The 23579-nt window shown below is 53.1% G+C and carries 24 protein-coding genes and 1 pseudogene; 8 read left to right on the forward strand and 17 right to left on the reverse strand.

What is annotated here, in order from left to right:
- From tuf to fkpA, 9 genes are all read right to left on the reverse strand, one after another.
- Nucleotides 1–1097 (reverse strand): elongation factor Tu (gene tuf / locus OGX97_RS12675; protein ID WP_118262821.1); only part of this gene is annotated, 1097 nt, incomplete at its 3' end.
- Nucleotides 1098–1166: 69 nt separating this feature from the next.
- Nucleotides 1167–3281, reverse strand: a complete 2115-nt coding sequence (fusA, locus tag OGX97_RS12680) for an elongation factor G (protein ID WP_003023659.1) — start codon at nucleotides 3279–3281, stop codon at nucleotides 1167–1169.
- A 96-nt stretch (nucleotides 3282–3377) separates the two neighbouring features.
- The gene (gene rpsG / locus OGX97_RS12685) at nucleotides 3378–3848 is read right to left on the reverse strand and encodes a 30S ribosomal protein S7 (RefSeq protein WP_003023657.1); all 471 of its coding nucleotides are present in this window, start codon (nucleotides 3846–3848) and stop codon (nucleotides 3378–3380) included.
- A gap of 95 nt (nucleotides 3849–3943) precedes the next feature.
- The gene (gene rpsL / locus OGX97_RS12690; protein ID WP_003023654.1) at nucleotides 3944–4318 is read right to left on the reverse strand and encodes a 30S ribosomal protein S12; all 375 of its coding nucleotides are present in this window, start codon (nucleotides 4316–4318) and stop codon (nucleotides 3944–3946) included.
- Nucleotides 4319–4443: 125 nt separating this feature from the next.
- Nucleotides 4444–4731: a sulfurtransferase complex subunit TusB gene (gene tusB / locus OGX97_RS12695; RefSeq protein WP_008786292.1), complete on the reverse strand. Its 288-nt coding sequence runs from the start codon at nucleotides 4729–4731 to the stop codon at nucleotides 4444–4446.
- Nucleotides 4732–4738: 7 nt separating this feature from the next.
- Nucleotides 4739–5098: a sulfurtransferase complex subunit TusC gene (gene tusC, locus OGX97_RS12700; RefSeq protein ID WP_003827771.1), complete on the reverse strand. Its 360-nt coding sequence runs from the start codon at nucleotides 5096–5098 to the stop codon at nucleotides 4739–4741.
- Nucleotides 5098–5484 carry a sulfurtransferase complex subunit TusD gene (tusD, locus tag OGX97_RS12705; RefSeq protein ID WP_057067137.1) on the reverse strand — a complete coding sequence of 129 codons (387 nt, stop codon included), beginning with the start codon at nucleotides 5482–5484 and terminating at the stop codon, nucleotides 5098–5100. Before tusD ends, tusC begins: the two co-directional genes overlap by 1 nt.
- Nucleotides 5484–6206, reverse strand: a complete 723-nt coding sequence (locus OGX97_RS12710) for a helix-turn-helix transcriptional regulator (protein WP_003023643.1) — start codon at nucleotides 6204–6206, stop codon at nucleotides 5484–5486. Before OGX97_RS12710 ends, tusD begins: the two co-directional genes overlap by 1 nt.
- A 167-nt stretch (nucleotides 6207–6373) precedes the next feature.
- The gene (fkpA, locus tag OGX97_RS12715; protein WP_003827768.1) at nucleotides 6374–7192 is read right to left on the reverse strand and encodes an FKBP-type peptidyl-prolyl cis-trans isomerase; all 819 of its coding nucleotides are present in this window, start codon (nucleotides 7190–7192) and stop codon (nucleotides 6374–6376) included.
- Between the two features lie 232 nt (nucleotides 7193–7424).
- Here fkpA and OGX97_RS12720 point away from each other — a divergent pair, with 232 nt between their 5' ends.
- Complete coding sequence (locus OGX97_RS12720; RefSeq protein WP_003023639.1) at nucleotides 7425–7643, forward strand: protein SlyX; 219 nt, start codon at nucleotides 7425–7427, stop codon at nucleotides 7641–7643.
- Nucleotides 7644–7756: 113 nt separating this feature from the next.
- Here OGX97_RS12720 and slyD read toward each other — a convergent pair whose 3' ends face one another.
- The 4 genes from slyD to kefG form a co-directional block, all read right to left on the reverse strand.
- Complete coding sequence (gene slyD / locus OGX97_RS12725; protein ID WP_008786294.1) at nucleotides 7757–8368, reverse strand: peptidylprolyl isomerase; 612 nt, start codon at nucleotides 8366–8368, stop codon at nucleotides 7757–7759.
- Between the two features lie 94 nt (nucleotides 8369–8462).
- Nucleotides 8463–8663 (reverse strand): YheV family putative zinc ribbon protein, encoded by a 201-nt coding sequence (locus OGX97_RS12730; RefSeq protein WP_003023632.1) that lies wholly within the window; start codon nucleotides 8661–8663, stop codon nucleotides 8463–8465.
- Between the two features lie 9 nt (nucleotides 8664–8672).
- Entirely contained in the window at nucleotides 8673–10478 is a 1806-nt protein-coding gene (gene kefB / locus OGX97_RS12735; protein WP_003827759.1) for a glutathione-regulated potassium-efflux system protein KefB, read from the reverse strand.
- On the reverse strand, nucleotides 10478–11029 hold the full coding sequence (gene kefG, locus OGX97_RS12740) for a glutathione-regulated potassium-efflux system ancillary protein KefG (protein ID WP_003023629.1): 552 nt from the start codon (nucleotides 11027–11029) through the stop codon (nucleotides 10478–10480). Before kefG ends, kefB begins: the two co-directional genes overlap by 1 nt.
- Nucleotides 11030–11161: 132 nt before the next feature.
- Between kefG and OGX97_RS12745 the strand changes: the two genes are divergently transcribed.
- On the forward strand, nucleotides 11162–13063 hold the full coding sequence (locus OGX97_RS12745; protein ID WP_003827754.1) for an ABC transporter ATP-binding protein: 1902 nt from the start codon (nucleotides 11162–11164) through the stop codon (nucleotides 13061–13063).
- A 52-nt stretch (nucleotides 13064–13115) separates the two neighbouring features.
- Here the strand turns inward: OGX97_RS12745 and OGX97_RS12750 are convergent, their stop codons facing one another.
- Together OGX97_RS12750 and prs are read right to left on the reverse strand one after the other, a co-directional pair.
- Entirely contained in the window at nucleotides 13116–14606 is a 1491-nt protein-coding gene (locus OGX97_RS12750) for a nicotinate phosphoribosyltransferase (protein ID WP_286592461.1), read from the reverse strand.
- 14 nt (nucleotides 14607–14620) lie between these two features.
- Entirely contained in the window at nucleotides 14621–15481 is an 861-nt protein-coding gene (prs, locus tag OGX97_RS12755) for a ribose-phosphate diphosphokinase (protein WP_279850883.1), read from the reverse strand.
- Between the two features lie 191 nt (nucleotides 15482–15672).
- Between prs and OGX97_RS12760 the strand changes: the two genes are divergently transcribed.
- The 4 genes and pseudogenes from OGX97_RS12760 (at nucleotide 15673) to OGX97_RS12775 (ending at nucleotide 18634) form a co-directional block, all read left to right on the forward strand.
- Nucleotides 15673–16392 carry an NUDIX domain-containing protein gene (locus OGX97_RS12760; RefSeq protein WP_279850882.1) on the forward strand — a complete coding sequence of 240 codons (720 nt, stop codon included), beginning with the start codon at nucleotides 15673–15675 and terminating at the stop codon, nucleotides 16390–16392.
- 35 nt (nucleotides 16393–16427) lie between these two features.
- Nucleotides 16428–17496, forward strand: a pseudogene (locus OGX97_RS12765) (hydrolase).
- Nucleotides 17493–17711, forward strand: coding sequence for a YheU family protein (locus OGX97_RS12770; protein WP_003023615.1), 219 nt, complete (start codon nucleotides 17493–17495; stop codon nucleotides 17709–17711). Before OGX97_RS12765 ends, OGX97_RS12770 begins: the two are co-directional and overlap by 4 nt.
- Before the next feature lie 53 nt (nucleotides 17712–17764).
- Nucleotides 17765–18634 (forward strand): phosphoribulokinase, encoded by an 870-nt coding sequence (locus tag OGX97_RS12775; protein WP_008786301.1) that lies wholly within the window; start codon nucleotides 17765–17767, stop codon nucleotides 18632–18634.
- Nucleotides 18635–18727: 93 nt separating this feature from the next.
- On the opposite strand, the gene OGX97_RS12780 is transcribed toward OGX97_RS12775, so the two are convergent.
- Complete coding sequence (locus OGX97_RS12780) at nucleotides 18728–19135, reverse strand: OsmC family protein (RefSeq protein WP_003827750.1); 408 nt, start codon at nucleotides 19133–19135, stop codon at nucleotides 18728–18730.
- A gap of 308 nt (nucleotides 19136–19443) precedes the next feature.
- Between OGX97_RS12780 and crp the strand changes: the two genes are divergently transcribed.
- Nucleotides 19444–20076, forward strand: a complete 633-nt coding sequence (gene crp / locus OGX97_RS12785; RefSeq protein WP_000242758.1) for a cAMP-activated global transcriptional regulator CRP — start codon at nucleotides 19444–19446, stop codon at nucleotides 20074–20076.
- Nucleotides 20077–20127: 51 nt separating this feature from the next.
- Complete coding sequence (locus OGX97_RS12790; protein ID WP_008786302.1) at nucleotides 20128–22215, forward strand: YccS/YhfK family putative transporter; 2088 nt, start codon at nucleotides 20128–20130, stop codon at nucleotides 22213–22215.
- Nucleotides 22216–22305: 90 nt separating this feature from the next.
- Here OGX97_RS12790 and argD read toward each other — a convergent pair whose 3' ends face one another.
- Complete coding sequence (gene argD / locus OGX97_RS12795; RefSeq protein WP_032945195.1) at nucleotides 22306–23523, reverse strand: bifunctional acetylornithine/succinyldiaminopimelate transaminase; 1218 nt, start codon at nucleotides 23521–23523, stop codon at nucleotides 22306–22308.
- Between the last annotated feature and the right edge of the window lie 56 nt (nucleotides 23524–23579).

Raw genomic sequence — 23579 nt, forward strand, 5'->3', positions numbered from 1 at the left:
GGGTGGATCAGGGTAACAACCATTTTGATGTTGTCGCCCGGCATTACCATCTCTACGCCTTCCGGCAGTTCGATGGTACCAGTCACGTCAGTAGTACGGAAGTAGAACTGCGGACGGTAGCCTTTGAAGAACGGAGTATGACGGCCGCCTTCGTCTTTGGACAGAATGTACACTTCAGATTCGAACTTGGTGTGCGGCTTGATAGAGCCCGGCTTAGCCAGTACCTGACCACGTTCGATTTCTTCACGTTTGATACCACGCAGCAGAACACCAACGTTCTCACCAGCACGGCCTTCGTCCAGCAGTTTGCGGAACATTTCAACGCCAGTACAGGTAGACTTAGCAGTCTCTTTGATACCAACGATTTCAACTTCTTCACCAACTTTGATGATACCGCGTTCTACACGACCGGTAACAACGGTACCACGACCGGAGATGGAGAATACGTCTTCGATAGGCAGCAGGAACGGCTTGTCAATCGCACGCTCTGGTTCTGGGATGTAAGAATCCAGGAAGCCAGCCAGTTCGATGATTTTCGCTTCCCACTCTGCTTCGCCTTCCAGCGCTTTCAGAGCAGAACCACGAACGATCGGAGTGTCGTCGCCCGGGAAATCGTACTGAGACAGAAGTTCACGAACTTCCATTTCTACCAGTTCCAGCAGCTCTTCGTCATCAACCATGTCGCATTTGTTCAGGAACACGATGATGTACGGAACGCCTACCTGACGACCCAGCAGGATGTGCTCACGAGTCTGCGGCATCGGGCCGTCAGTCGCAGCAACAACCAGGATCGCGCCGTCCATCTGCGCAGCACCGGTGATCATGTTTTTAACATAGTCGGCGTGGCCCGGGCAGTCTACGTGTGCGTAGTGGCGAGTCGGGGTGTCATATTCAACGTGAGAAGTGTTGATGGTGATACCACGAGCTTTTTCTTCCGGCGCGTTATCGATCTGGTCGAATGCACGAGCAGCACCGCCGTAGGTTTTAGCCAGTACGGTAGTGATTGCAGCGGTCAGGGTAGTTTTACCGTGGTCAACGTGGCCGATGGTGCCGACGTTAACGTGCGGTTTTGTACGTTCAAATTTTTCTTTAGACACGGCTATATTCCTTACTATAGTGCTCTCCCCTATGGAGAGAGCACGGGACTTAGGTTTTAATCCTGTGGATTATTTACCACGGGCTTCAATAACGGCCTGAGCAACGTTGTTCGGCGCATCGTCGTACTTCAGGAACTCCATGGAGTAAGAAGCACGGCCTTTGGTCAGAGAACGCAGCTGGGTTGCATATCCGAACATTTCAGACAGCGGAACTTCAGCATGGATAACAACGCCAGTGACGTTGGATTCCTGACCACGAAGCATACCACGACGGCGGCTCAAGTCACCGATTACGTCACCGGTGTTCTCTTCCGGAGTCTCTACTTCAACCTTCATGATAGGCTCAAGCAGAACTGGTTTCGCTTTCTTAAAGCCATCTTTGAAGGCGATAGAAGCGGCCAGTTTAAACGCCAGCTCAGAGGAGTCAACGTCATGGTAAGAACCGAAGTGCAGACGCACGCCCAGATCAACAACCGGGTAACCAGCCAGCGGGCCAGATTTCAGCTGTTCCTGGATGCCTTTATCAACGGCCGGGATGTATTCGCCAGGAATTACACCACCTTTGATGTCGTTGATGAACTCGTAGCCTTTCGGGTTTGAACCCGGCTCCAGCGGGTACATGTCGATAACAACATGACCGTACTGACCGCGACCACCAGACTGCTTAGCGTGTTTACCTTCGATATCGGTAACTTTCGCGCGAATCGCTTCGCGGTAAGCAACCTGAGGTTTACCGACGTTCGCTTCAACGTTGAATTCACGCTTCATACGGTCAACGATGATGTCGAGGTGCAGCTCACCCATACCAGCGATAATGGTCTGGTTAGATTCTTCGTCAGTCCATACGCGGAATGACGGGTCTTCTTTAGCCAGACGGCCCAGAGCCAGACCCATTTTTTCCTGGTCAGCTTTGGTTTTCGGTTCTACCGCGATGGAAATTACCGGCTCAGGGAATTCCATACGTTCCAGAATGATCGGGTGATCCGGGTCACACAGAGTGTCACCAGTGGTCACGTCTTTCAGACCGATTGCAGCAGCGATATCGCCCGCGCGAACTTCTTTGATCTCTTCACGTTTGTTAGCGTGCATCTGTACGATACGGCCGAAACGTTCACGTGCAGTTTTCACGGAGTTCAGGATGGTGTCACCGGAGTTAACCACACCAGAGTACACGCGGAAGAAGGTCAGGTTACCCACGAACGGGTCAGTAGCGATTTTGAATGCCAGAGCAGCAAACGGCTCGTCATCGCTAGCATGACGCTCAGCAGGAGTATCTTTACCGTCGTCCAGAATACCGTTGATCGCAGGTACGTCTACTGGGGATGGCAGGTAATCAATTACCGCATCCAGCATCGCCTGAACACCTTTGTTCTTGAACGCAGAACCACAGGTTACCAGGATGATTTCGTTGTTCAGAACACGCTGACGCAGAGCTTTTTTGATCTCTTCTTCAGTCAGTTCTTCACCACCCAGGTATTTCTCCATCAGCTCTTCTGAAGCTTCTGCAGCGGACTCGATCAGGTTCTGGTGCCATTCTTCAGCCAGTTCCTGCATGTCAGCCGGGATATCTTCATAAGTGAAGGTTACGCCTGCATCTTCTTCGTTCCAGTTGATGGCTTTCATTTTCACCAGGTCAACAACACCGGTGAACGCTTCTTCAGCGCCAATTGCCAGCTGCAGCGGAACAGGGTTCGCGCCCAGACGGGTTTTGATCTGACCAACAACTTTCAGGAAGTTCGCACCCATACGGTCCATTTTGTTAACGAACGCAATGCGCGGAACTTTATATTTGTTTGCCTGACGCCATACGGTTTCAGACTGAGGCTGAACACCACCAACTGCGCAGTAAACCATTACTGCACCATCAAGCACACGCATGGAACGTTCTACTTCGATAGTGAAGTCAACGTGCCCCGGGGTGTCGATGATGTTTACGCGATGCGGTTCATACTGCTTAGCCATACCAGACCAGAATGCAGTAGTCGCTGCGGAGGTGATAGTAATACCACGTTCCTGCTCCTGCTCCATCCAGTCCATGGTGGCTGCGCCGTCATGAACTTCACCGATTTTATGGTTTACACCGGTGTAGAACAGAATACGTTCGGTAGTAGTGGTTTTACCGGCGTCGATGTGCGCACTGATACCGATGTTACGGTAGCGCGCGATGGGTGTTGTACGAGCCATTTGATTCCTCGTTTATCTTTTAGGCGTTCAATTTAAGTAGCCCAAAGCGGGCTGCTTACTAGAAGCGCCCGCCTGGTGACTAAAACTCCGAAGGGATTACCAACGGTAGTGTGCGAACGCCTTGTTGGCTTCTGCCATACGGTGAACGTCTTCACGTTTCTTAACTGCAGTACCTTTGTTTTCTGCAGCATCAGAAAGTTCGTTCGCCAGGCGCAGAGCCATGGATTTATCACCGCGTTTACGAGCAGCTTCAACGATCCAACGCATTGCCAGAGCATTACGACGGACCGGACGGACTTCAACTGGTACCTGATAAGTAGAACCACCAACGCGGCGAGACTTAACTTCGACAGTCGGGCGCACGTTTTCGAGAGCTACTTCGAAAGCTTCCAGTTCGTTTTTACCAGAACGCTGAGCCAGGGTCTCCAGCGCGCTGTATACGATAGTTTCGGCAGTAGATTTTTTACCATCTACCATCAGGATATTTACAAATTTAGCCAGCAGTTCTGATCCGAACTTCGGATCCGGCAGAATTTTACGCTGACCAATGACGCGACGACGTGGCATGGAAATACTCCGTTGTTAATTCAGGATTGTCCAAAACTCTAAGAGTTTAGTTTGACATTAATATAAAACGTTTGGCCTTACTTAACGGAGAACCATTAAGCCTTAGGACGTTTCACGCCATACTTGGAGCGTGATTGCTTACGGTCTTTAACGCCGGAGCAGTCAAGCGCACCACGAACGGTGTGGTAACGAACACCCGGGAGGTCTTTTACACGACCGCCACGGATCAGGATCACGGAGTGCTCCTGCAGGTTGTGACCTTCACCACCGATGTAGGAAGTCACTTCAAAACCGTTAGTCAGACGAACACGGCAAACTTTACGCAGTGCGGAGTTCGGTTTTTTAGGAGTGGTAGTATATACACGAGTACATACGCCACGTTTCTGCGGGCATGCTTCCAGCGCAGGCACGTTGCTTTTTGCAACTTTGCGTGCACGTGGTTTGCGTACCAGCTGGTTAACTGTTGCCATTAAATAGCTCCTGGTTTTAGCTTTTGCTTCGTAAACACGTAATAAAACGACCTCATACAATATGAGGACGCAGAATTTTAGGTCGGTGTCGAAAAGGTGTCAAGAAATATACAACGATCCCACAATTACCAGGACATCTGGCTGGGATGCTTCACCGTAAGTCTGACGAAGTCAGTATAGCTAACCCTGACGACACTGTCTGAAATTTGACCACTCAAACCGCGAGCCTTAATGTCTTCTTCCAGTACATAGACCTTAATGGAGGCATTTTGCAGACTTTCAAGGAAACGGCTGCCTTCGATTGCCGCCGTCACACCATCCTGGAGCAATAAAAGCTCATCGTCTTTATCTACCAGGCGAAGAAGAGAGGAGAAATCGGTAAGCCACGCGGAGCGATGTAGTGTGTGCAGCATGAGAGTCTCAAAACCTTAAAATGACGTCAAAGTTGCCTAACTCACGGCGTAAATCTTCCGGTTCAAGCGCTGTCGCATCGACCACAAAATTAACCCCCTGCTGAAGGCCCCGCTCGCGTAATGAAGCGGCGCACAGCCAACATTGATCGATATCGTACAACCCTAACAGCTTGAAGGTTGCGATATAGTCTCGCGCCAGCACGGCATCCGGTTGTTGTCCCTGGAGGATTTGAAAGACTCCATCGCCGATAAAAAACACGCCGAGGTCTTCCGTTAATGCAGATGTCGCCAGCAATGCATCTAACCCTTCACGGCCAGATGCGCTGCCGTGCGGCACGGTAGAAAAAACAAAAGCAACACGTTTCATCAGAACTGCACCACGCGATCGCAGGTCAGGGATGCCTCAGCCAGCGATCCAAGTCCGCTGAGGTTAAAACCTGATTGTAAATTAGCCCCTGCCAGTCCCAGCCGCTTTGCCTCAGTTTCATCAACAATGCCGCGACGCAACGCCGCCGCCACGCAGATATTCAGCGTTACACCATGCTGTTGGTTCAGCTGTTGCCAGGCCCGCACCAGATCATATTCATCACTGGCGGGTGAAGTCAGTAAGTTGGCGTTATATACACCTTCTCGATAGAAAAAGACGCTGCATAACTCATGCCCTTCTTCGAGAAGCGCATGAGCAAATTGCAACGCGCTGCTCGCCTGCTGCGTGCCATAAGCAGGCCCTGTCACCATGATGGCAAAACGCATTACTTGTCTTGCCCCTGGAAATCGCCGCTTTTGAACTGACGAATATAGAGGTAGACCGTATGTTTGGAGATGTTCAGCCGATCGGCGACCTGATTGATGGCATCTTTAATATCGAAGATGCCTTTCTCATATAAATTCAGGACGATCTGGCGGTTCTTCGCGTTGTTGGAAACATTGCGATCGGCATTCACTTCTTCGATCGTGAATTCCAGCGTCTGGGTAACCAGATCTTCCACCGAAGAAGCGAAGTTGACGGCAGAGCCCACTTCCGGGGTTTCCGGTGGGATAAAGGTATTCATTATCTGCGAGAAAGGAACATCAAGGTTCATGTTGATGCACAGCAGACCAATCACGCGATGCTCACGGTTGCGAATGGCAATCGTCACCGACTTCATCAAGACACCGCTTTTCGCACGTGTGAAGTAACACTTCGACACGCTGCTATCCGCACCCGTCATATCATGCAGCATACGCAACGCAAGGTCAGTAATCGGTGAGCCAATTTTACGGCCCGTGTGTTCACCGTTAGCAATGCGGATGGCCGAGCATTTCAAATCCTGCAAAGAGTGCAATACGATTTCACAATGGGAACCAATGAGCATCGCCAACCCGTCCACTACCGCTTCGTAGGATTTGAGGATATCGAAGTCGGTTTGATCGAAAGGACGTTGATCCAGCAAATCTAGCTCACTGGTTTCGTTGGTTAAAAGCGACCTGGACATGAAAAAAAGCACTCCTTTTCAGGAGCCTGTCGTTATGTTGTCAGGGCAGGCTCATCACTATTATAGGGGCATCTAAAGTAATACAGCGCACAAGGCGCTTTCCAGTATTAATTATATCCTGTCGATAATAAAAAACCGCCGCCCTGTGGGCGGCGGTTTCTGTTAGCTTATTTTTTGCTGCTGTCGGCAGCTTTATCTGCCGGTGCAGCATCTGGCTGCGCGTCAGCTTTCGGTGCCGGTTTGATGTCTAACAGTTCAACATCAAAGACCAGCGTAGAGTTGGCTGGAATACCCGGGACGCCCGTTTTGCCGTAAGCCAGATCCGGTGGGATAACCAGCTGGATTTTGCCGCCTTTCTTGATGTTTTTCAGGCCTTCAGTCCAGCCTGGGATGACACCGTCAAGACGGAAAGACAGCGGCTCACCACGGGTGTAGGAGTTATCAAACTCTTTACCATCGATCAGCGTACCTTTGTAGTTGACTACCACGGTATCGCTGTCTTTCGGTGCAGCGCCAGTACCTTCTTTCTCTACTTTGTAGACCAGGCCAGTAGAAGAGGTTTTAACGCCTTTCTCTTTAGCAAATTTCTCGCGGTAAACTTTACCTTTGGCTTCGTTGTCAGCCGCGTCTTTTTCCATTTTCGCCTGAGCGGAGCTCTTCACGCGCGCTTCAAACGCCTGCAGAGTTTGTTCGATTTCCTGGTCAGACAGTTTGCTCTTGTCTGCAAACGCATCCTGAACACCAGCGATCAGCTGATCTTTATCCAGTTTGATGCCCAGTTTTTCCTGCTCTTTCAGAGAGTTTTCCATATAACGACCCAGGGACGCGCCCAGCGCGTAAGCGGCTTTTTGGTCGTCATTCTTGAATGCTGCTTTGCTGTCAGCAGTAGCGGCTGGTTTCGCAGCATCAGCAGCGAAGGTGATCGGGGCATGCAGAGCAACAGCCATTGTGGTCGCCAGCAGCGTTACTTTAAACAGTGATTTCATCCATATCTCCAGGGCCGGGGCATCTCACCCCAAGGTTAGCTAACATAAAAATGTACTATAAAGCGTTGCAGAACAAATCAACATACAGGCACGCCCTATTATCACCACTTTTCAGACTCTTTTTGTTTAAATTAGTTTCGTTACCGAAGATTGAGTGCTGTGCAAACAGGCAAAGTTAAGTAGAATTCGCCGCAGTCCGCGATCTGCCGGAGAAAAAAGAAAGAGGTGAATCATGCAGGATACAACAATGGAAACTCGCCTGGCTGAACTGGAAAGTCGCCTGGCATTTCAGGAGATCACCATTGAAGAGCTCAACGTGACGGTGACCGCGCATGAACTGGAAATGGCCAAACTGCGCGACCATCTGCGTCTGCTGACGGAAAAGCTCAAAGCAACGCAGCCGTCCCACATTGCGTCGCAGTCTGAAGAGACCCCGCCGCCACATTATTGAGACGTAAAAAAAGCGGGGATATCCCCGCTTTTTTGTGCCGGATGACGACGTAAACGTCTTATCCGGCCTACGGTAGGCCTGATAAGCGTAGCGCCATCAGGCAATCATACCGATCAGTGGCAACCGCAGCCGCCGCCGTTACCTTTACCGCCACCGCCGCAGCAGCCTTCGCCGCCGTGCTCGTGACCATGGTCGTGACCGTGGCCGTGACCACCGCAGCAACCGTCATGACCGTGGTCATGATCGTGGTCGTGACCGTGCGCACCGTGAACGTGGCCGTGAGCCAGTTCTTCTTCGGTCGCTTCGCGGATAGCAACAACTTCTACGTTGAATTTCAGATTCTGGCCAGCCAGCATGTGGTTACCGTCAACCACAACGTGGTCGTCTTCCACTTCGGTAATTTCTACCGGTACTGGACCCTGGTCAGTTTCAGCCAGGAAACGCATGCCAACCTGCAGTTCGTCAACGCCCATGAAGACGTCTTTAGGAACGCGCTGCACCAGGTTTTCGTCGTACTGACCGTATGCGTCGTTTGCGCCAACAGCAACATCGAATTTGTCGCCAACTTCATGACCGTCCAGCGCTGTTTCCAGGCCAGAAATCAGGGAACCGTGACCATGCAGGTAGTCCAGCGGTGCACTCACCGGAGACTCATCAACCAACACACCGTCTTCTGTACGTACCTGATAGGCCAGGCTGACCACCAGGTCCTTTGCTACTTTCATGATATCTCCTGAGCATGGAAAGAATAGTGGCGCAGATTGTAGCGGAATTCTGCACCCGTGTACCCTCTAGCTTAAAAAAAGCTGCGCCATATCGCTAGTCCGGATGAAAAATCCCGATCACTTGCTCTTCTTTGCGAACGTGCTCGCGCGCCTCTTTATCTGCTTCCCGCATCTGATGACCGCACTTAACACACTCAACAATATCGATATTATTTTCGCGCCACATCGCCAGCGTATCCTGCGACTGGCAGGACGGACATTTTGCACCTGCGATAAAACGTTTACGAATTGCCATGGTTATCCTCTACTCAAATTCATCCCAGCCATCCAGCTGACGTCGCTCTTGCTGCATCTCTCGTTGGAAAATTTCCTCCAGCTCGCGCCGGGCTTCCCTGGCTCGAGAGATTTGTACCGTATCTGTATGCATGGGGATCAGCTCCCGCAGCATGCGCATATCCAGCCGCCGAAAATGCAGCTGAGCGCGCTGAGCCTGGTGTGGATGCATTCCCAGTGTAACCAGCGTCTTACGCCCCAACTCCAGCGCACTGGAGAACGTTTCGCGGGAAAACTGCGTCACACCAGCCTGTAATAACTCATGCGCCTCTACACGTCCGCGCGCTCGCGCAAGAATATGCAAATGCGGAAAATACTGTTGGCACAGTTCCACCAGTTTCATGGTGTCTTCAGGCTCATTACAGGTAATAACAATAGACTGAGCCGCCTCTGCCCCTGCGGAGCGCAACAGTTCCACCTGCGTGGCATCACCGTAATAAACCTTATAGCCATATTTACGCATCAGATTCACCGCGCTGATATCCCGCTCCAAAACGGTAATGCGCATTTTATTGGCCATCAACAGGCGACCAATAACCTGACCAAAACGCCCAAACCCCACCACAATCACCTGCGGTTTATCATCTTCCACCCAGGGTTTTTCATCTTCCTCATCCGTGCCGTTAAACTGGCGGGAGAGCCATTTGTCGATCAGCTTCATCACCAGCGGCGTGGTCATCATCGACAGCGTGACGGTCACCAGCAACAACGCCATTTGGTCGCCCTGAAACAGCCGTTGCGAGGATGCCGTTGAAAACAGCACGAAAGCGAATTCACCACCCTGACTTAAAACCCCGGCAAATTGCATCCGTTCAGAGCTTCTCATGCCGTTAAGACGTGCCAGCACATACAGCACCAGCATTTTTACGACCACCAGCACGATCACGCTCGCTGCCACCCACAGAATATGGGTGTAGAGCACGCCGAGGTTGAGCGACATGCCAACGGAGATAAAAAACAGCCCGAGCAACAGGCCTTTAAACGGATCGATTGCCGTTTCCAGCTCATGTCGGTATTCGCTTTCCGCCAGCAGCACGCCCGCGATAAACGTTCCCAGCGCCATTGACAGCCCCAGCGCATCCATAAATAAAGCAGAACCCAGCACCAACAGCAGCGTGGCAGCGGTGAACACTTCCCGCACGCCAGAATCCGCAATAAAGCGGAAAACCGGACGCAGCAAATAGCGACCGCCAATCAGCATGCCGGCAAAGGCCAGCACCTTCATTCCCACTTTGATCCAGTCAAAATGTTCGTCAGCAGAACCCGCCAGCAGCGGAACCAGTGCCAGCGCGGGGATCACCGCCAGATCCTGAAACAGCAGCACCGAAAAACCCAGTTGTCCGGATTCACTGCGGTTCATGCCTTTTTCGCGCATTAACTGTAGCGCCATAGCGGTCGATGACATCGCCAGACCAATGCCGCCAACCACTGCCGCCTGCCAGGAGAACGCAGTGAGCATCAATAATCCGGCCAGCACCACCGCGCTCAGCATCACCTGCGCGGCACCGACGCCAAAAATTGAACGCCGCAGTTGCCACAGTTTGGCGGGATTAAGTTCCAGCCCAATGATGAACATCAGAAAGACTACGCCCAGCTCAGAAAAGTGCAGGATTTCATCCACATCGCTGATAAATCCTAATCCCCACGGGCCGATAGCAATACCCGCTAGCAAGTAACCCAGCACCGGACCAATACCCAGCTTTGAGGCCAGGGGAACTGCAGCCACTGCCGCGAAGAGGAACAACACTCCCGCTGTCAATAAATCAGAACCTTCCATCAGCGGCCTCCCACAGGGATCGGATTCGCCAGCCAGTCACCATACGCTTTCGCATGGCTGTCCAGCTCCTGCTTCGTTTGCCGTCTGGCCCAGTAAACGATAATTGGGCTCATCCAGTGCATGCGGCACATACCGGCCGTTAGCTCGAAAGGACGCAGCACATCGCTCATTGGATAACGGTTTAGCGCGTCATAGCGGTAGGCACTTTCCGGTTCTCCGGTAGTGATAACACTACGCCAGTACTTTCCCGCCAGTTGATTCCCTCCGGGACCGCTGGCAAATCCGCGGCTCAGTACGCGGTCAAGCCATTCCTTTAACAGCGCCGGACAGCTATAGGTATAGAGTGGGTGCTGAAAAACAATCACATCATGCTCACGCAGCAGCGCCTGTTCATGCGGAATATCGATAAAAAAATCAGGATAGTGCGCGTAAAGGTCGTGCACGGTAACATTGCTGAGCTGCATGGCCGGTTTAAGCAGAACACGGTTCGCGACCGAGTCCTGAGATTCCGGATGGGCATACAGCAGCAAGACTTTCGCTGGCTGGAACATCATCCCCCTCCCGGTTTTGTCTTTTGTCTATTTTCGACGTTTTGGGCTACCATTGCGCCTCGGTGCGGCAAACGGCCCACGCATTACATTATCATAATGATAAATTAACATAGTCTGAACATACGGCGCCTTATGATTGTTTTCTCATCGTTACAAATTCGTCGCGGCGTGCGCGTCTTGCTGGACAATGCCACGGCCACCATTAATCCTGGGCAGAAGGTTGGCCTGGTGGGTAAAAATGGCTGCGGTAAATCTACCCTGCTGGCATTGCTGAAAAATGAACTCAGCGCCGACGCTGGAGGATTTACCTATCCGGGAAACTGGCAGCTCGCGTGGGTGAATCAGGAAACGCCTGCTTTACCACAGCCCGCGCTGGAGTACGTCATTGACGGCGACCGCGAGTATCGTCAACTGGAAGCGCAGTTGAACGACGCCAACGAACGTAACGATGGACATGCCATTGCCACCGTCCATGGCAAGCTGGATGCCATCGACGCATGGACCGTGCGCTCACGCGCCGCCAGCCTGCTGCATGGCCTCGGCTTCTCCAACGAACAGCTTGAGCGCCCAGTCAGCGACTTCTCCGGTGGCTGGCGTATGCGTCTCAACCTGGCCCAGGCGCTGATTTGCCGTTCAGACCTACTGCTGCTCGATGAACCCACCAACCACCTCGATCTCGACGCGGTGATCTGGCTGGAAAGATGGCTGAAAAGCTATCAGGGCACGCTGATTTTGATCTCCCACGATCGCGACTTCCTCGATCCGGTGGTGGATAAAATTATTCATATCGAACAGCAAACCATGTTCGAGTACACCGGCAACTACAGTGCGTTTGAAATCCAGCGTGCGACCCGCCTCGCACAGCAACAGGCAATGTACGAAAGCCAGCAGGAGCGCGTGGCGCATCTGCAAAGCTATATCGATCGTTTCCGCGCTAAAGCAACGAAAGCGAAGCAGGCACAGAGCCGTATCAAAATGCTGGAACGCATGGAGCTGATTGCCCCAGCGCACGTGGATAACCCGTTCCACTTCAGCTTCCGTGAGCCGGAAAGCCTGCCAAACCCGCTGCTGAAGATGGAAAAGGTTAGCGCTGGCTACGGCGATCGCGTCATTCTCGATTCGATCAAACTGAATCTGGTGCCGGGTTCCCGCATCGGCCTGCTCGGTCGCAACGGCGCGGGTAAATCGACACTGATTAAGCTGCTGGCCGGCGAACTGGCCCCAATCAGCGGTGAGATTGGCCTGGCGAAAGGCATCAAACTGGGCTACTTCGCGCAGCACCAGCTGGAGTTTTTACGCGCCGATGAATCACCCATTCAGCATCTGGCACGCATGGCGCCGCAGGAACTGGAGCAGAAACTGCGTGACTACCTGGGTGGATTCGGCTTCCAGGGCGACAAAGTCAGCGAAGAGACACGCCGCTTCTCCGGTGGCGAAAAAGCGCGTCTGGTACTGGCATTGATCGTCTGGCAGCGCCCTAACCTGCTGCTGCTCGATGAACCAACCAACCACCTGGACTTGGATATGCGTCAGGCGCTGACCGAGGCGCTGATCGATTTTGAAGGCGCGCTGGTTGTCGTCTCGCACGACCGTCACCTGATCCGCTCCACCACCGACGACCTCTATCTGGTACACGACAAGAAAGTCGAGCCGTTTGATGGCGATTTAGAGGATTATCAGCAGTGGCTGAGCGATGTCCAGAAACAGGAAAACCAGGGCGACGAACCGGCGAAAGAGAGCGTTAACAGCGCCCAGGCGCGTAAAGACCAGAAGCGCCGCGAAGCGGAACTGCGCTCCCTGACGCAGCCGCTGCGTAAAGAGATTACCCGTCTGGAAAAAGAGATGGAGAAACTGCACGCACAGCTGGCGCAGGCGGAAGAAAAACTCGGCGACAGCGAACTGTACGACCAAAGTCGCAAAGCCGAACTTACCGCCTGTTTGCAGCAGCAGGCCAGTGCGAAATCCGGGCTGGAAGAGTGTGAAATGGCCTGGCTGGAGGCTCAGGAACAGCTTGAGCAGATGCTGGCCGAGTAGTCATCATTGCCGGATCCGACGCCAACACGTCTCATCCGGCAATTATGTTGAATTATCCCTGTGTCGCCAGACGCTGGCGAATTTCGTCGAAATGCTCACGGTTAAACAGCTTGCCGTTGAGAAAACGAGTTTTCAGCTCCCCTTCCTGCTCTTGCTCCCAGGTCTGTTCGTCATGCAGACGCAGTTCCCCTTGCTCATCACGTGTGACGCGAAGCAGACCACGGGCTGAACGTTTCAGACCATTATCAGTTTTCGGTTCTTTAAAAATCGTCCGGCCTTTGCCGTCGACTTCTCCCCACGTCGCTTTCATCGCAAAACCAAAGGTGTCACGTGTGTTGTATTGATAAGTAAAAGAACCAACGCCAAACACGACGTTTGAACTGGCAAATCCTTTCGCTTCCAGACGACGCAGGATCTCATTCGCTCGCTCAAGGGTGATGGAGTCGCCATAAATCAGTCCGACATGCGGGTCGAGCACCTTGTAACCTTTGGCGTTAATCGTGCCGCCAAAAATCTCCCACAGCACTTCCACGGACCCTTTCTCCTGAGCGGTACGATCGCTGCGGGTATCCTCATCTTCGCCAGTACCACACAGGATCTCAACCGGGTTGCCGCTATCCGGACGGAATACCACCCGACCTTCACGCGCCAGAATGATGTTCTTCAGTTCGCGGGTATATTCCGTCAGCACCTGCCAGTAGTCCCAGGTATCAGAGACTATCGATACAAATCCTTGCGGGTAGAGATCGGCAATCAGGCGGCGGAAGGTTTCAATCTCATGCTCGCGCTCACCCATACACATCACGCTGTGTTCGGTAGCCGGAATGCTGGCGCCGATAAAATAGGGCTCGCCGTCGGTGTAGTAATCGCGGACGTACAGCAGAGATGGAATACTGTCGGTCCCTTTAAAGCTCAACAAATGCCCACTGCCCGCCTGCATGGTGTCCTGTAATCCGGACATACCGCGAAAGGAAAAGTCATGGCACTGGAAGTCAAGGTGCGTCAGGTCGCTACAGGTTTTCTCTGCCCAGCGTGCGCAGATTTTGCGGTAGTGGTGAGCTATCGTGGCGTTGGTTGACGCCTTCCACAGCTCCGCCGACAGCACGGTCTCCAGGTAATTCACCAGCCAGAAAAACTCGGGTTGGGTGTTGATGATAGTTAAAACCGGTACCGCCATCGGGATTTTGCTGCCTTCGTCCAGCGCCTTGATGTGCAGCGGCAGATAGCCCAACTGATGCAGTGCACGAATATGGTCCACCGCCACCGCATCTTTGCCCAGATAGCTGTCCATGACCTGTTTGTATTCGCTGACCACCTCGTCTTCCGGGCGGGCAAAGAACGCCTCATTAAACAGGTCGACTAAAAACCACTGCATAAAACCCTGCAGGCCGAAGAATACCAGTTTGCCATCCGCCAACGGCGAGGAGAAAAAGCGATCGCTGCGCGGGGTAAAGTTGGAATACACGCGATGGGTACCCTGCGGATACTGTACGCGATGAGAAACTTTGTAGCCGTCGATAGCCAGAATCGGGTTCATTTTCATAATCAGTCTCTCCCTCAGGCGCGGTAAATCGCGTCAATATCGATAAGCTCAAGCTGCGGATGTACCAACGCTGGGGCAGCTAAAGAGGTGGTGGTGTAGATAGCGTCAATACCGTTTGCAAACAGGTGATCAACGCCTTTAGAAAAGATACCGTGGGTGACATACAGGCTGACACTGCGGGCGCCAGCATTACGTAACACCTGTGCAGAGCCTATAAACGTACCGCCTGCGTCACACAGATCGTCAACAATCAGCAGATCCCTACCCCTGACGTCTCCGGCCAATAACGCAAATCCCGTCAGGCTGCCGCTTGCCACATCACGTTTTTTACTCAGGATGGCGTACTGCTCCACACCGGCCACTCTGGCTACGGCATCAATCTTCTTCAGCGATCCCGCATCGGGAGCAACCAGCATCAGCGCGTTTTGCTGAAACAGCCGCGATAATGACGCGCTTTGCATCAGGCAGACCTCCTGGGGGATCGCCACAAAGTTGTCGATTGCAGCCGCCGCCGCATCGCTGTGCGGGTCGAGCACGTTAACCTTGTCAAATTTCAACGTATTAAGCTGACTGGCGAAGACTTTCAGCGCAAAGCTGTCACCCGAGACCATATGTCTGTCCTGACGCGCCCACGGCAGCCAGGGGAGGTCGAGATGGCTGACCAGTACATCGGTCTGATGACATACCGCCTCAACCAGTTGCGCCAGCAGCATAAAATCGTTCATATCGCGCATAGCCGTGGCACGGATTCGCATCAGGCGAGCAAAGGTTGGCAACGCATCGGTGACTTTTAACCAGACAGCACCATCAGGAAAAACACCGCTGGCAACGGCATAGGTCTGGTCGTCCAAAGTTAGTGTCAATTTTATGTTCATCGCGCTCCCCCCTTAATTGTGTCCCTTCGACACAATTAATAATGTCCCTATGACACATATTAAGCAAGCATAAAATGAATTATTTTTAAGCCGTGAGCTAATCCACTGATAAGCAATGAGAAAAAACGAACCTTGCCCCCGGGTGTCGGGCTGGTACACTTGTCAGCGTTACAAATCATCGTGAGTACCTTATGACCACCGAAGCCGACTACCTGAATCAGTACGATGCCAGCCGCTTCCCTTCACCTCTGGTGACGGTAGATAGCGTGTTATTTACCCTGCATCAGCAGGCGCTGTGCGTATTACTGGTCGAGCGGGCAAACCAGCCGCAAAAAGGGCGTTGGGGATTACCCGGCGGCTTTATTGATATCAAAAACGATGATTCAACCCGCGCCACCGCGCTGCGCAAACTCACCGAAAAAACAGGCGTTTCGCCTTCGTGGCTGGAACAACTGGATACCTTTTCCGGCCCTGATCGTGACCCGCGCGGCTGGAGCCTGACGGTCACCTGGTTTGCACTAATCGCCTGGGTAGACTGCGCGCCCCATATCGCCAGCGTCAGCAATGCCCGTTGGGTGCCGGTTGATGAACTGAAAAACTATTCACTCGCGTTTGATCACGAGAAAATTATTACCGCGGCGCTACACCGCTTACGGCAAAAAACGATGTACTCGCTCCTGCCCGTATACTGCTTGCCGGAAACATTTACCCATGGGCAACTGCTCGAAGCCACTGAGGTGATCCTCGGCCAGTCGATCCAGCGTAAAAGTCTGATTCGTCGCTTTGAAGCGTCAGGAATGTTTGAAGATACCGGAGAAAGCGTGGCGACAGGGACGCGTAAAGCCCGCCTGTGGCGACGTAAACCCAACGTCGATTTTCATCTTTTCTCGCGTAACCTGCTGACTGACTAGCGACAAAATCACATATTGGCTAACCCGCACGCGCTGTGCGCGGTATAGTTATTCTTTCCGATTATTAATTGCTCCGGTGTTATGGTTGAAATCACGTCCACAGAAATGACCCCACCTACCGACGATTCGCGAGAATTCCGCCCGATGCGCGGTATCAGTAACCGCCATCTGCAGACGATGCTGCCGCGTTTAATTCGCCGCAAGGTGAAGTTCGACGCCCACTGGCAGCGTCTGGAATTGCCCGACGGTGATTTCGTCGATCTGGCGTGGAGCGAAGATCCGCAACAGGCGAAACACAAACCGCGCCTGGTGGTTTTTCACGGTCTGGAAGGCAGTCTGAACAGCCCCTACGCACATGGCCTGATTGAAGCAGCACAAAAGCGCGGCTGGCTGGGCGTGGTAATGCATTTTCGCGGTTGCAGCGGCGAACCCAATCGTCTGAACCGTATTTATCACTCCGGTGAAACAGAAGATGGCACCTGGTTTTTACACTGGCTGGAGCGTGAGTTCGGTCGCGTACCGACCGCGGCGGTAGGTTATTCACTCGGTGGAAATATGCTGGCTTGCCTGCTGGCAAAAGAAGGCAACGATATTCCGATAGATGCGGCGGTTATCGTTTCTGCGCCTTTCGTGCTGGAAGCCTGTAGTTACCATATGGACAAGGGCTTCTCCCGGGTCTACCAGCGCTACCTGCTCAATCTGTTGAAAGCCAATGCCTCACGGAAGCTTGAAGCTTATCCAGGTTCGCTGCCGGTGAGTCTGGCCCAGTTGAAATCTTTGCGCCGCATTCGCGATTTTGACGATCTAATCACCGCCAAAATTCACGGTTTCGCCGATGCTATAGACTATTACCGCCAGTGCAGCGCCATGCCGTTGCTCAATCGGATCGCCAAACCAACGCTGATTATCCATGCGAAAGACGATCCGTTTATGGATCATCATGTGATCCCGAAACCGGAAAATCTGCCCTCACAGGTGGAGTACCAGCTTACTGAACACGGCGGCCACGTCGGATTTATAGGTGGCACGGTGCGCCGTCCTGTGATGTGGCTGGAATCAAGAATCCCGGACTGGCTGACAACGTATCTGGAGGCATCATCATGATTATCCCCTGGCAAGATATCTCCCCGGACGCGCTGGACAATTTGATTGAAAGCTTTGTCTTGCGCGAAGGCACCGATTATGGTGAACATGAACGCTCGCTCGAACAAAAAGTCGCCGACGTCAAACGCCAACTACAATCAGGTGAAGCCGTGCTGGTGTGGTCTGAACTGCATGAAACGGTCAACATTATGCCGAGGAAGCAGATTCACGAGTAATCCGTAGCCGCCGGCCGACTTTACTATAATTACAACCATTTCATGGAGTTGTTATGTCTGCCAAACATCCGGTGATTGCGGTAACAGGATCCAGCGGCGCGGGGACCACCACCACCAGCCTCGCGTTTCGTAAAATTTTCGCGCAGTTAAATCTGCGCGCCGCCGAGGTGGAAGGTGACAGTTTTCATCGCTATACCCGTCCGGAAATGGACATGGCGATTCGCAAAGCGCGCGATGCCGGGCGGCATATCAGCTATTTTGGCCCCGAAGCGAATGACTTCGGTCTGCTGGAACAAACTTTCATCGAATACGGTCAGACGGGCAAAGGCCAGTCGCGAAAATATCTGCACACTTACGATGAGGCCGTACCGTGGAACCAGGTTCCGGGGACATTCACGCCCTGGCAGCCGCTGCCTGAACCGACGGATGTACTGTTCTACGAAGGGCTGCACGGCGGTGTCGTCACCCCACAGCAAAACGTGGCCCGGCATGTCGATCTGCTGGTTGGCGTGGTGCCGATCGTAAACCTGGAATGGATCCAGAAGCTGACCCGCGATACCAGCGAGCGTGGACATTCGCGTGAAGCGGTGATGGACTCGGTGGTACGTTCAATGGACGATTACATCAATTACATCACGCCGCAGTTTTCCCGGACGCATATTAACTTCCAGCGCGTACCGACCGTCGATACCTCCAACCCCTTTGCCGCTAAGAGCATTCCATCACTGGATGAAAGCTTTGTCGTGATTCATTTTCGTAACCTGGAAGGGATCGATTATCCCTGGTTACTGGCCATGCTGCAGGGCTCATTCATTTCCCATATCAATACGTTAGTCGTACCTGGCGGCAAGATGGGTCTGGCGATGGAATTGATTATGCTGCCGCTGGTACAGCGACTGATGGAAGGTAAGAAGATCGAGTGATGTAGTCTTTTGCCGGATGGTGGTTGATGCCTTATCCGGCCTACGCGTTTATATCCTGTAGGCCTGATAAGTGTAACGCCATCAGGCATGGCATCACGCAGCAGCAACCACTTCATAGGAATGGGTAATATTCACTGCCTTTTCCAGCATCAACGCCACGGAGCAGTATTTTTCCGCGGAAAGATCGACGGCGCGGGAGACAGACGCATCTTTCAGATCGTTACCCGTTACGATGAAATGCAGGTTGATGTGGGTAAACAGGCGCGGCGCTTCATCACGACGCTCTGAAGTCAGCTTCACTTCACAGTTGGTCACATCCTGACGACCCTTTTGCAGGATCGATACCACATCAATTGCGCTACAACCGCCAGCAGCCATTAATACCATTTCCATCGGGCTCGGCGCTTTATCACCGGAGTTACCGTCCATCAAAATTTGGTGGCCAGAGGCGGACTCACCGAGGAAGGTTAACCCCTCAACCCACTTTACACGCGCTTGCATATTTCGTAACTCCAATGTTTCAATTTTCCTGACAGATTACGCGCACATAACAATTCTCGCAACGGAAGGCGACCTGCGTCATGCTGAAGCGAGACACCAGGAGACACACGGCGAAAGCTATGCTAAAACAGACGGGATGCTACAGTAATACATTGACGTACTGCATGTATGCAGAGGACATCACATTACAGGCTGCAGTATATTTTTGACAGCCCCTTTCCCAGGTAGCGGGAAGCATATTTTTGCAAACCCAGAGGCAGCGTCGTTTTCTGGCTCTGGAGACAGCTTATAACAGAGGATAACCGCGCATGGTGCTTGGCAAACCGCAAACAGACCCGACTCTCGAATGGTTCTTGTCTCATTGCCATATTCATAAGTACCCATCGAAGAGCACGCTGATTCACCAGGGTGAAAAAGCGGAAACGTTGTATTACATCGTTAAAGGCTCCGTGGCAGTGCTGATCAAAGATGAAGAAGGGAAAGAAATGATCCTTTCTTATCTGAATCAGGGCGATTTTATTGGTGAATTAGGCCTCTTCGAAGAAGGTCAGGAACGTAGCGCCTGGGTACGTGCCAAAACCGCATGTGAAGTCGCTGAAATTTCCTACAAAAAATTTCGCCAATTAATCCAGGTCAACCCGGATATTCTGATGCGCCTGTCTTCTCAGATGGCTCGTCGTCTGCAGGTCACGTCTGAAAAAGTGGGCAACCTTGCCTTCCTCGACGTAACCGGTCGTATCGCGCAGACTCTGCTGAATCTGGCGAAACAGCCTGATGCGATGACCCACCCGGACGGCATGCAGATTAAAATCACCCGTCAGGAAATCGGCCAGATCGTTGGCTGCTCCCGTGAGACCGTCGGTCGTATTCTGAAGATGCTGGAAGATCAGAACCTGATCTCCGCACACGGTAAGACCATCGTCGTCTACGGCACGCGTTAACCCCATCGAAGTGGCGCGTTACCCAGTAATGCGCCACTTTTGTTTACTCCGATGTGGCGAAGACTGATATACCACCCAGAGATCAACTACGCACTACGACAAACGCTGGTGCTATGTTTACCTGTGGCTGTTGGTCTGATCATCGGTCAGCTTCATTTGGGGCTTCTCTTTTCCCTCGTCCCTGCCTGCTGCAACATTGCCGGTCTTGATACCCCGCACAAGCGCTTTTTCAAACGCTTAGTCATTGGTGCATCGCTGTTTGCCGGGTGCAGCTTGATCATGCAGCTACTGCTTGCGCAAACTATACCGCTACCATTGATCCTCACCGGCCTGACGCTCATTCTTGGCGTAACCGCCGAGCTAAGCCCCTTGCATGCGCGATTACTGCCAGCCTCGCTTATCGCGGCGATTTTCACGCTCAGCCTGGCCGGGAATATGCCCGTCTGGGAGCCGCTGCTGATCTACGCGCTGGGCACGTTATGGTATGGCCTGTTCAACTGGTTCTGGTTCTGGATGTGGCGCGAGCAACCGCTCCGCGAATCGCTCAGCTTGCTGTACCGTGAATTAGCCGATTACTGTGAAGCCAAGTACAGCATGCTGACCCAGCATGCCGACCCAGAAAAAGCGCTGCCTCCCCTGCTGGTTCGCCAACAAAAGGCGGTGGATCTGATTACTCAGTGCTATCAGCAAATGCATATGCTGTCGGCACATCACAACAACGAATACAAACGCCTGCTGCGTGCCTTTCAGGAGGCGCTGGATTTACAGGAGCATATTTCCGTTAGCCTCCACCAGCCAGAAGAAGTGCAAAAACTGGTTGAGCGTAGCCACGCGGAGCAGGTAATTCGCTGGAACGCGCGAACCGTCGCCGAACGCCTTCGGGTACTGGCCGATGATATTTTGTATCACCGCTTGCCGACCCGTTTCTCGATGGAAAAGCAGATTGGCACGCTGGAGAAAATCGCCAGGCAGCATCCGGACAATCCGGTGGGGCAATTTTGCTACTGGCACTTCAGCCGTATTGCCCGCGTGCTACGGACCCAGCGCCCGCTGTATGCCCGTGACTTAATGGCTGACAAGCAGCGTCGGTTGCCGCTGATCCCTGCCCTGAAAAACTACCTGTCGTTGAAATCCCCAGCGCTGCGCAATGCCGGACGCATCAGCGTTATGTTGAGTATCGCCAGCCTGATGGGCAGCGCCTTACACCTGCCAAAGCCTTACTGGATTTTGATGACAGTCCTGTTTGTTACGCAAAATGGCTACGGGGCGACCCGGGTGCGCATCTTACACCGTTCCGTAGGTACGCTCGTTGGACTGGTTATTGCCGGCGTCACGTTGCACTTTCATATTCCCGAAGGTTTCACGCTGGCGGCCATGCTGCTGATCACTCTGGTGAGTTATCTGATCATCCGTAAAAACTACGGCTGGGCTACCGTCGGTTTTACGGTAACGGCGGTATACACCCTGCAACTGCTGACGCTGAACGGGGAAGAGTTTATCGTGCCGCGGTTTGTCGATACGGTGATTGGCTGCTTAATCGCCTTTGGCGGCACGCTCTGGCTGTGGCCACAGTGGCAGAGCGGTCTGCTGCGTAAGAACGCCCACGATGCGCTAGAAGCCGACCAGGAGGCCATTCGTCTGATCCTCAGCAACGATCCACAGGCCACGCCGCTGGCGTATCAACGCATGCGCGTCAACCAGACGCAAAACACGCTGTTCAACTCGCTGAACCAGGCAATGCAGGAGCCAGGATTTAACTCGCACTACCTTGCAGATATGAAACTGTGGGTCACGCACAGCCAGTTCATCGTTGAACACATCAACGCGATGACCACGCTGGCAAGGGAACATACGATGCTGACGCCGGATTTGGCGCAGCGGTATCTGGAGTCCTGTGAAATTGCACTCCAGCGCTGTCAGCAGCGGCTGGAATATGATGGGCCGGGAAGCTCGGGAGATGTGAATATTCTCGAAGCGCCAGAGATGCTGTCCCATGGTCCGTTAAGCACCCTTGAGCAGCATCTGCAGCGGGTTCTTGGGCATCTGAACACCATGCATACCATTTCGTCGGTAGCATGGCGTCAGCGACCGCACCACGGGATCTGGCTGAGCCGCCGACTACGGGACATGAAGGGTTAAGAGATTTGCCGGATGCGCTACGCTTATCCGGCCAACGAATCACACCTTACCCTGTAGGCCGGATAAGGCGCGCGCGCCGCCATCCGGCAATCAGCCCACCACCTTCGCTACCGCCTGCGCGAAACGCTGCATCCCTTCATCGATATCCGCCTGCTCCACCACCAGCGACGGCGCGAAACGCATCACGTCCGGCCCGGCGTTCAGCACCATCACCCCTTCGTGTGCGGCGGCATAGAGGAAATCGCGCGCCCGGCCTTTAAACTGCGGCTTCAGCTCGGCGCCAATCAGCAGCCCCATCCCGCGAATATCGCTGAAAATGTCGAACTGTTGATCAATCTTGTGCAAATGCTGGACAAACGCCTGACGCCGGGCCTGAATGCCTCCCAGCACCTCCGGCGTGTTGATGATATCAAACGCTGCCCCCGCTACCGCGCAGGCCAGCGGGTTACCGCCGTAGGTGGAGCCGTGCGAACCCACGTGGAACGCGGAGGCAATCTCCTGAGTGGTCAACACCGCGCTTACCGGGAAGCCGCCACCGAGCGCCTTCGCGCTGGTGAGGATATCCGGCGTCACGCCGTAGTGCATATAGGCAAACAAATCGCCGGTACGCCCCATCCCGCTCTGCACTTCATCAAATACCAACAGCGCCTGGTGCTGGTCACAAAGTTCACGCAAACCTTGCAGGAATTCCGGCGTTGCCGCAGTGACGCCGCCCTCTCCCTGAATAGGCTCAACCACCACCGCGCAGGTATGATCGTCCATCACCGCTTTGACCGCATGCAGATCGTTAAACGGGACATGGATGATATCCGCCGGTTTTGGCCCAAAGCCGTCGGAGTATTTCGGCTGCCCACCAACGGATACGGTAAACAGCGAACGGCCGTGAAACGCATTATGGAAGGCAATAATTTTGGTTTTGAACGGGCTATGACGCACGCAGGCATAGTGGCGCGCCAGCTTAAAGGCGGTTTCGTTGGCTTCAGTACCGGAGTTCATGAACAGCACGCGCTCGGCAAAGGTCGCATCAATGATTTTACGGCCTAAGCGCAACGCCGGTTCGTTGGTAAAAACGTTGCTGGTATGCCACAGGGTTTCGCCCTGGGTTTTTAACGCCTCAACCAATGCCGGATGGCAATGCCCTAACGCGGTCACTGCAATGCCGCCCGCGAAATCAACATACTCTTTGCCCTGTTGATCCCACACTCGACTCCCTTTTCCTTTTACCGGGATAAACTCAGCCGGTGCATAAATCGGCAGAATCACTTCATCGAATGTCGCGCGCGTAATTGCAGTTTGTTCAGTTGCCATGTCATTACCACCCTGTTAAGCAGAAACGCCAGTGAAATTATAATCACAAAATATGA

It is taken from the genome of Citrobacter sp. Cpo061 (assembly GCF_030332845.1).
GTDB lineage: Bacteria > Pseudomonadota > Gammaproteobacteria > Enterobacterales > Enterobacteriaceae > Citrobacter > Citrobacter portucalensis.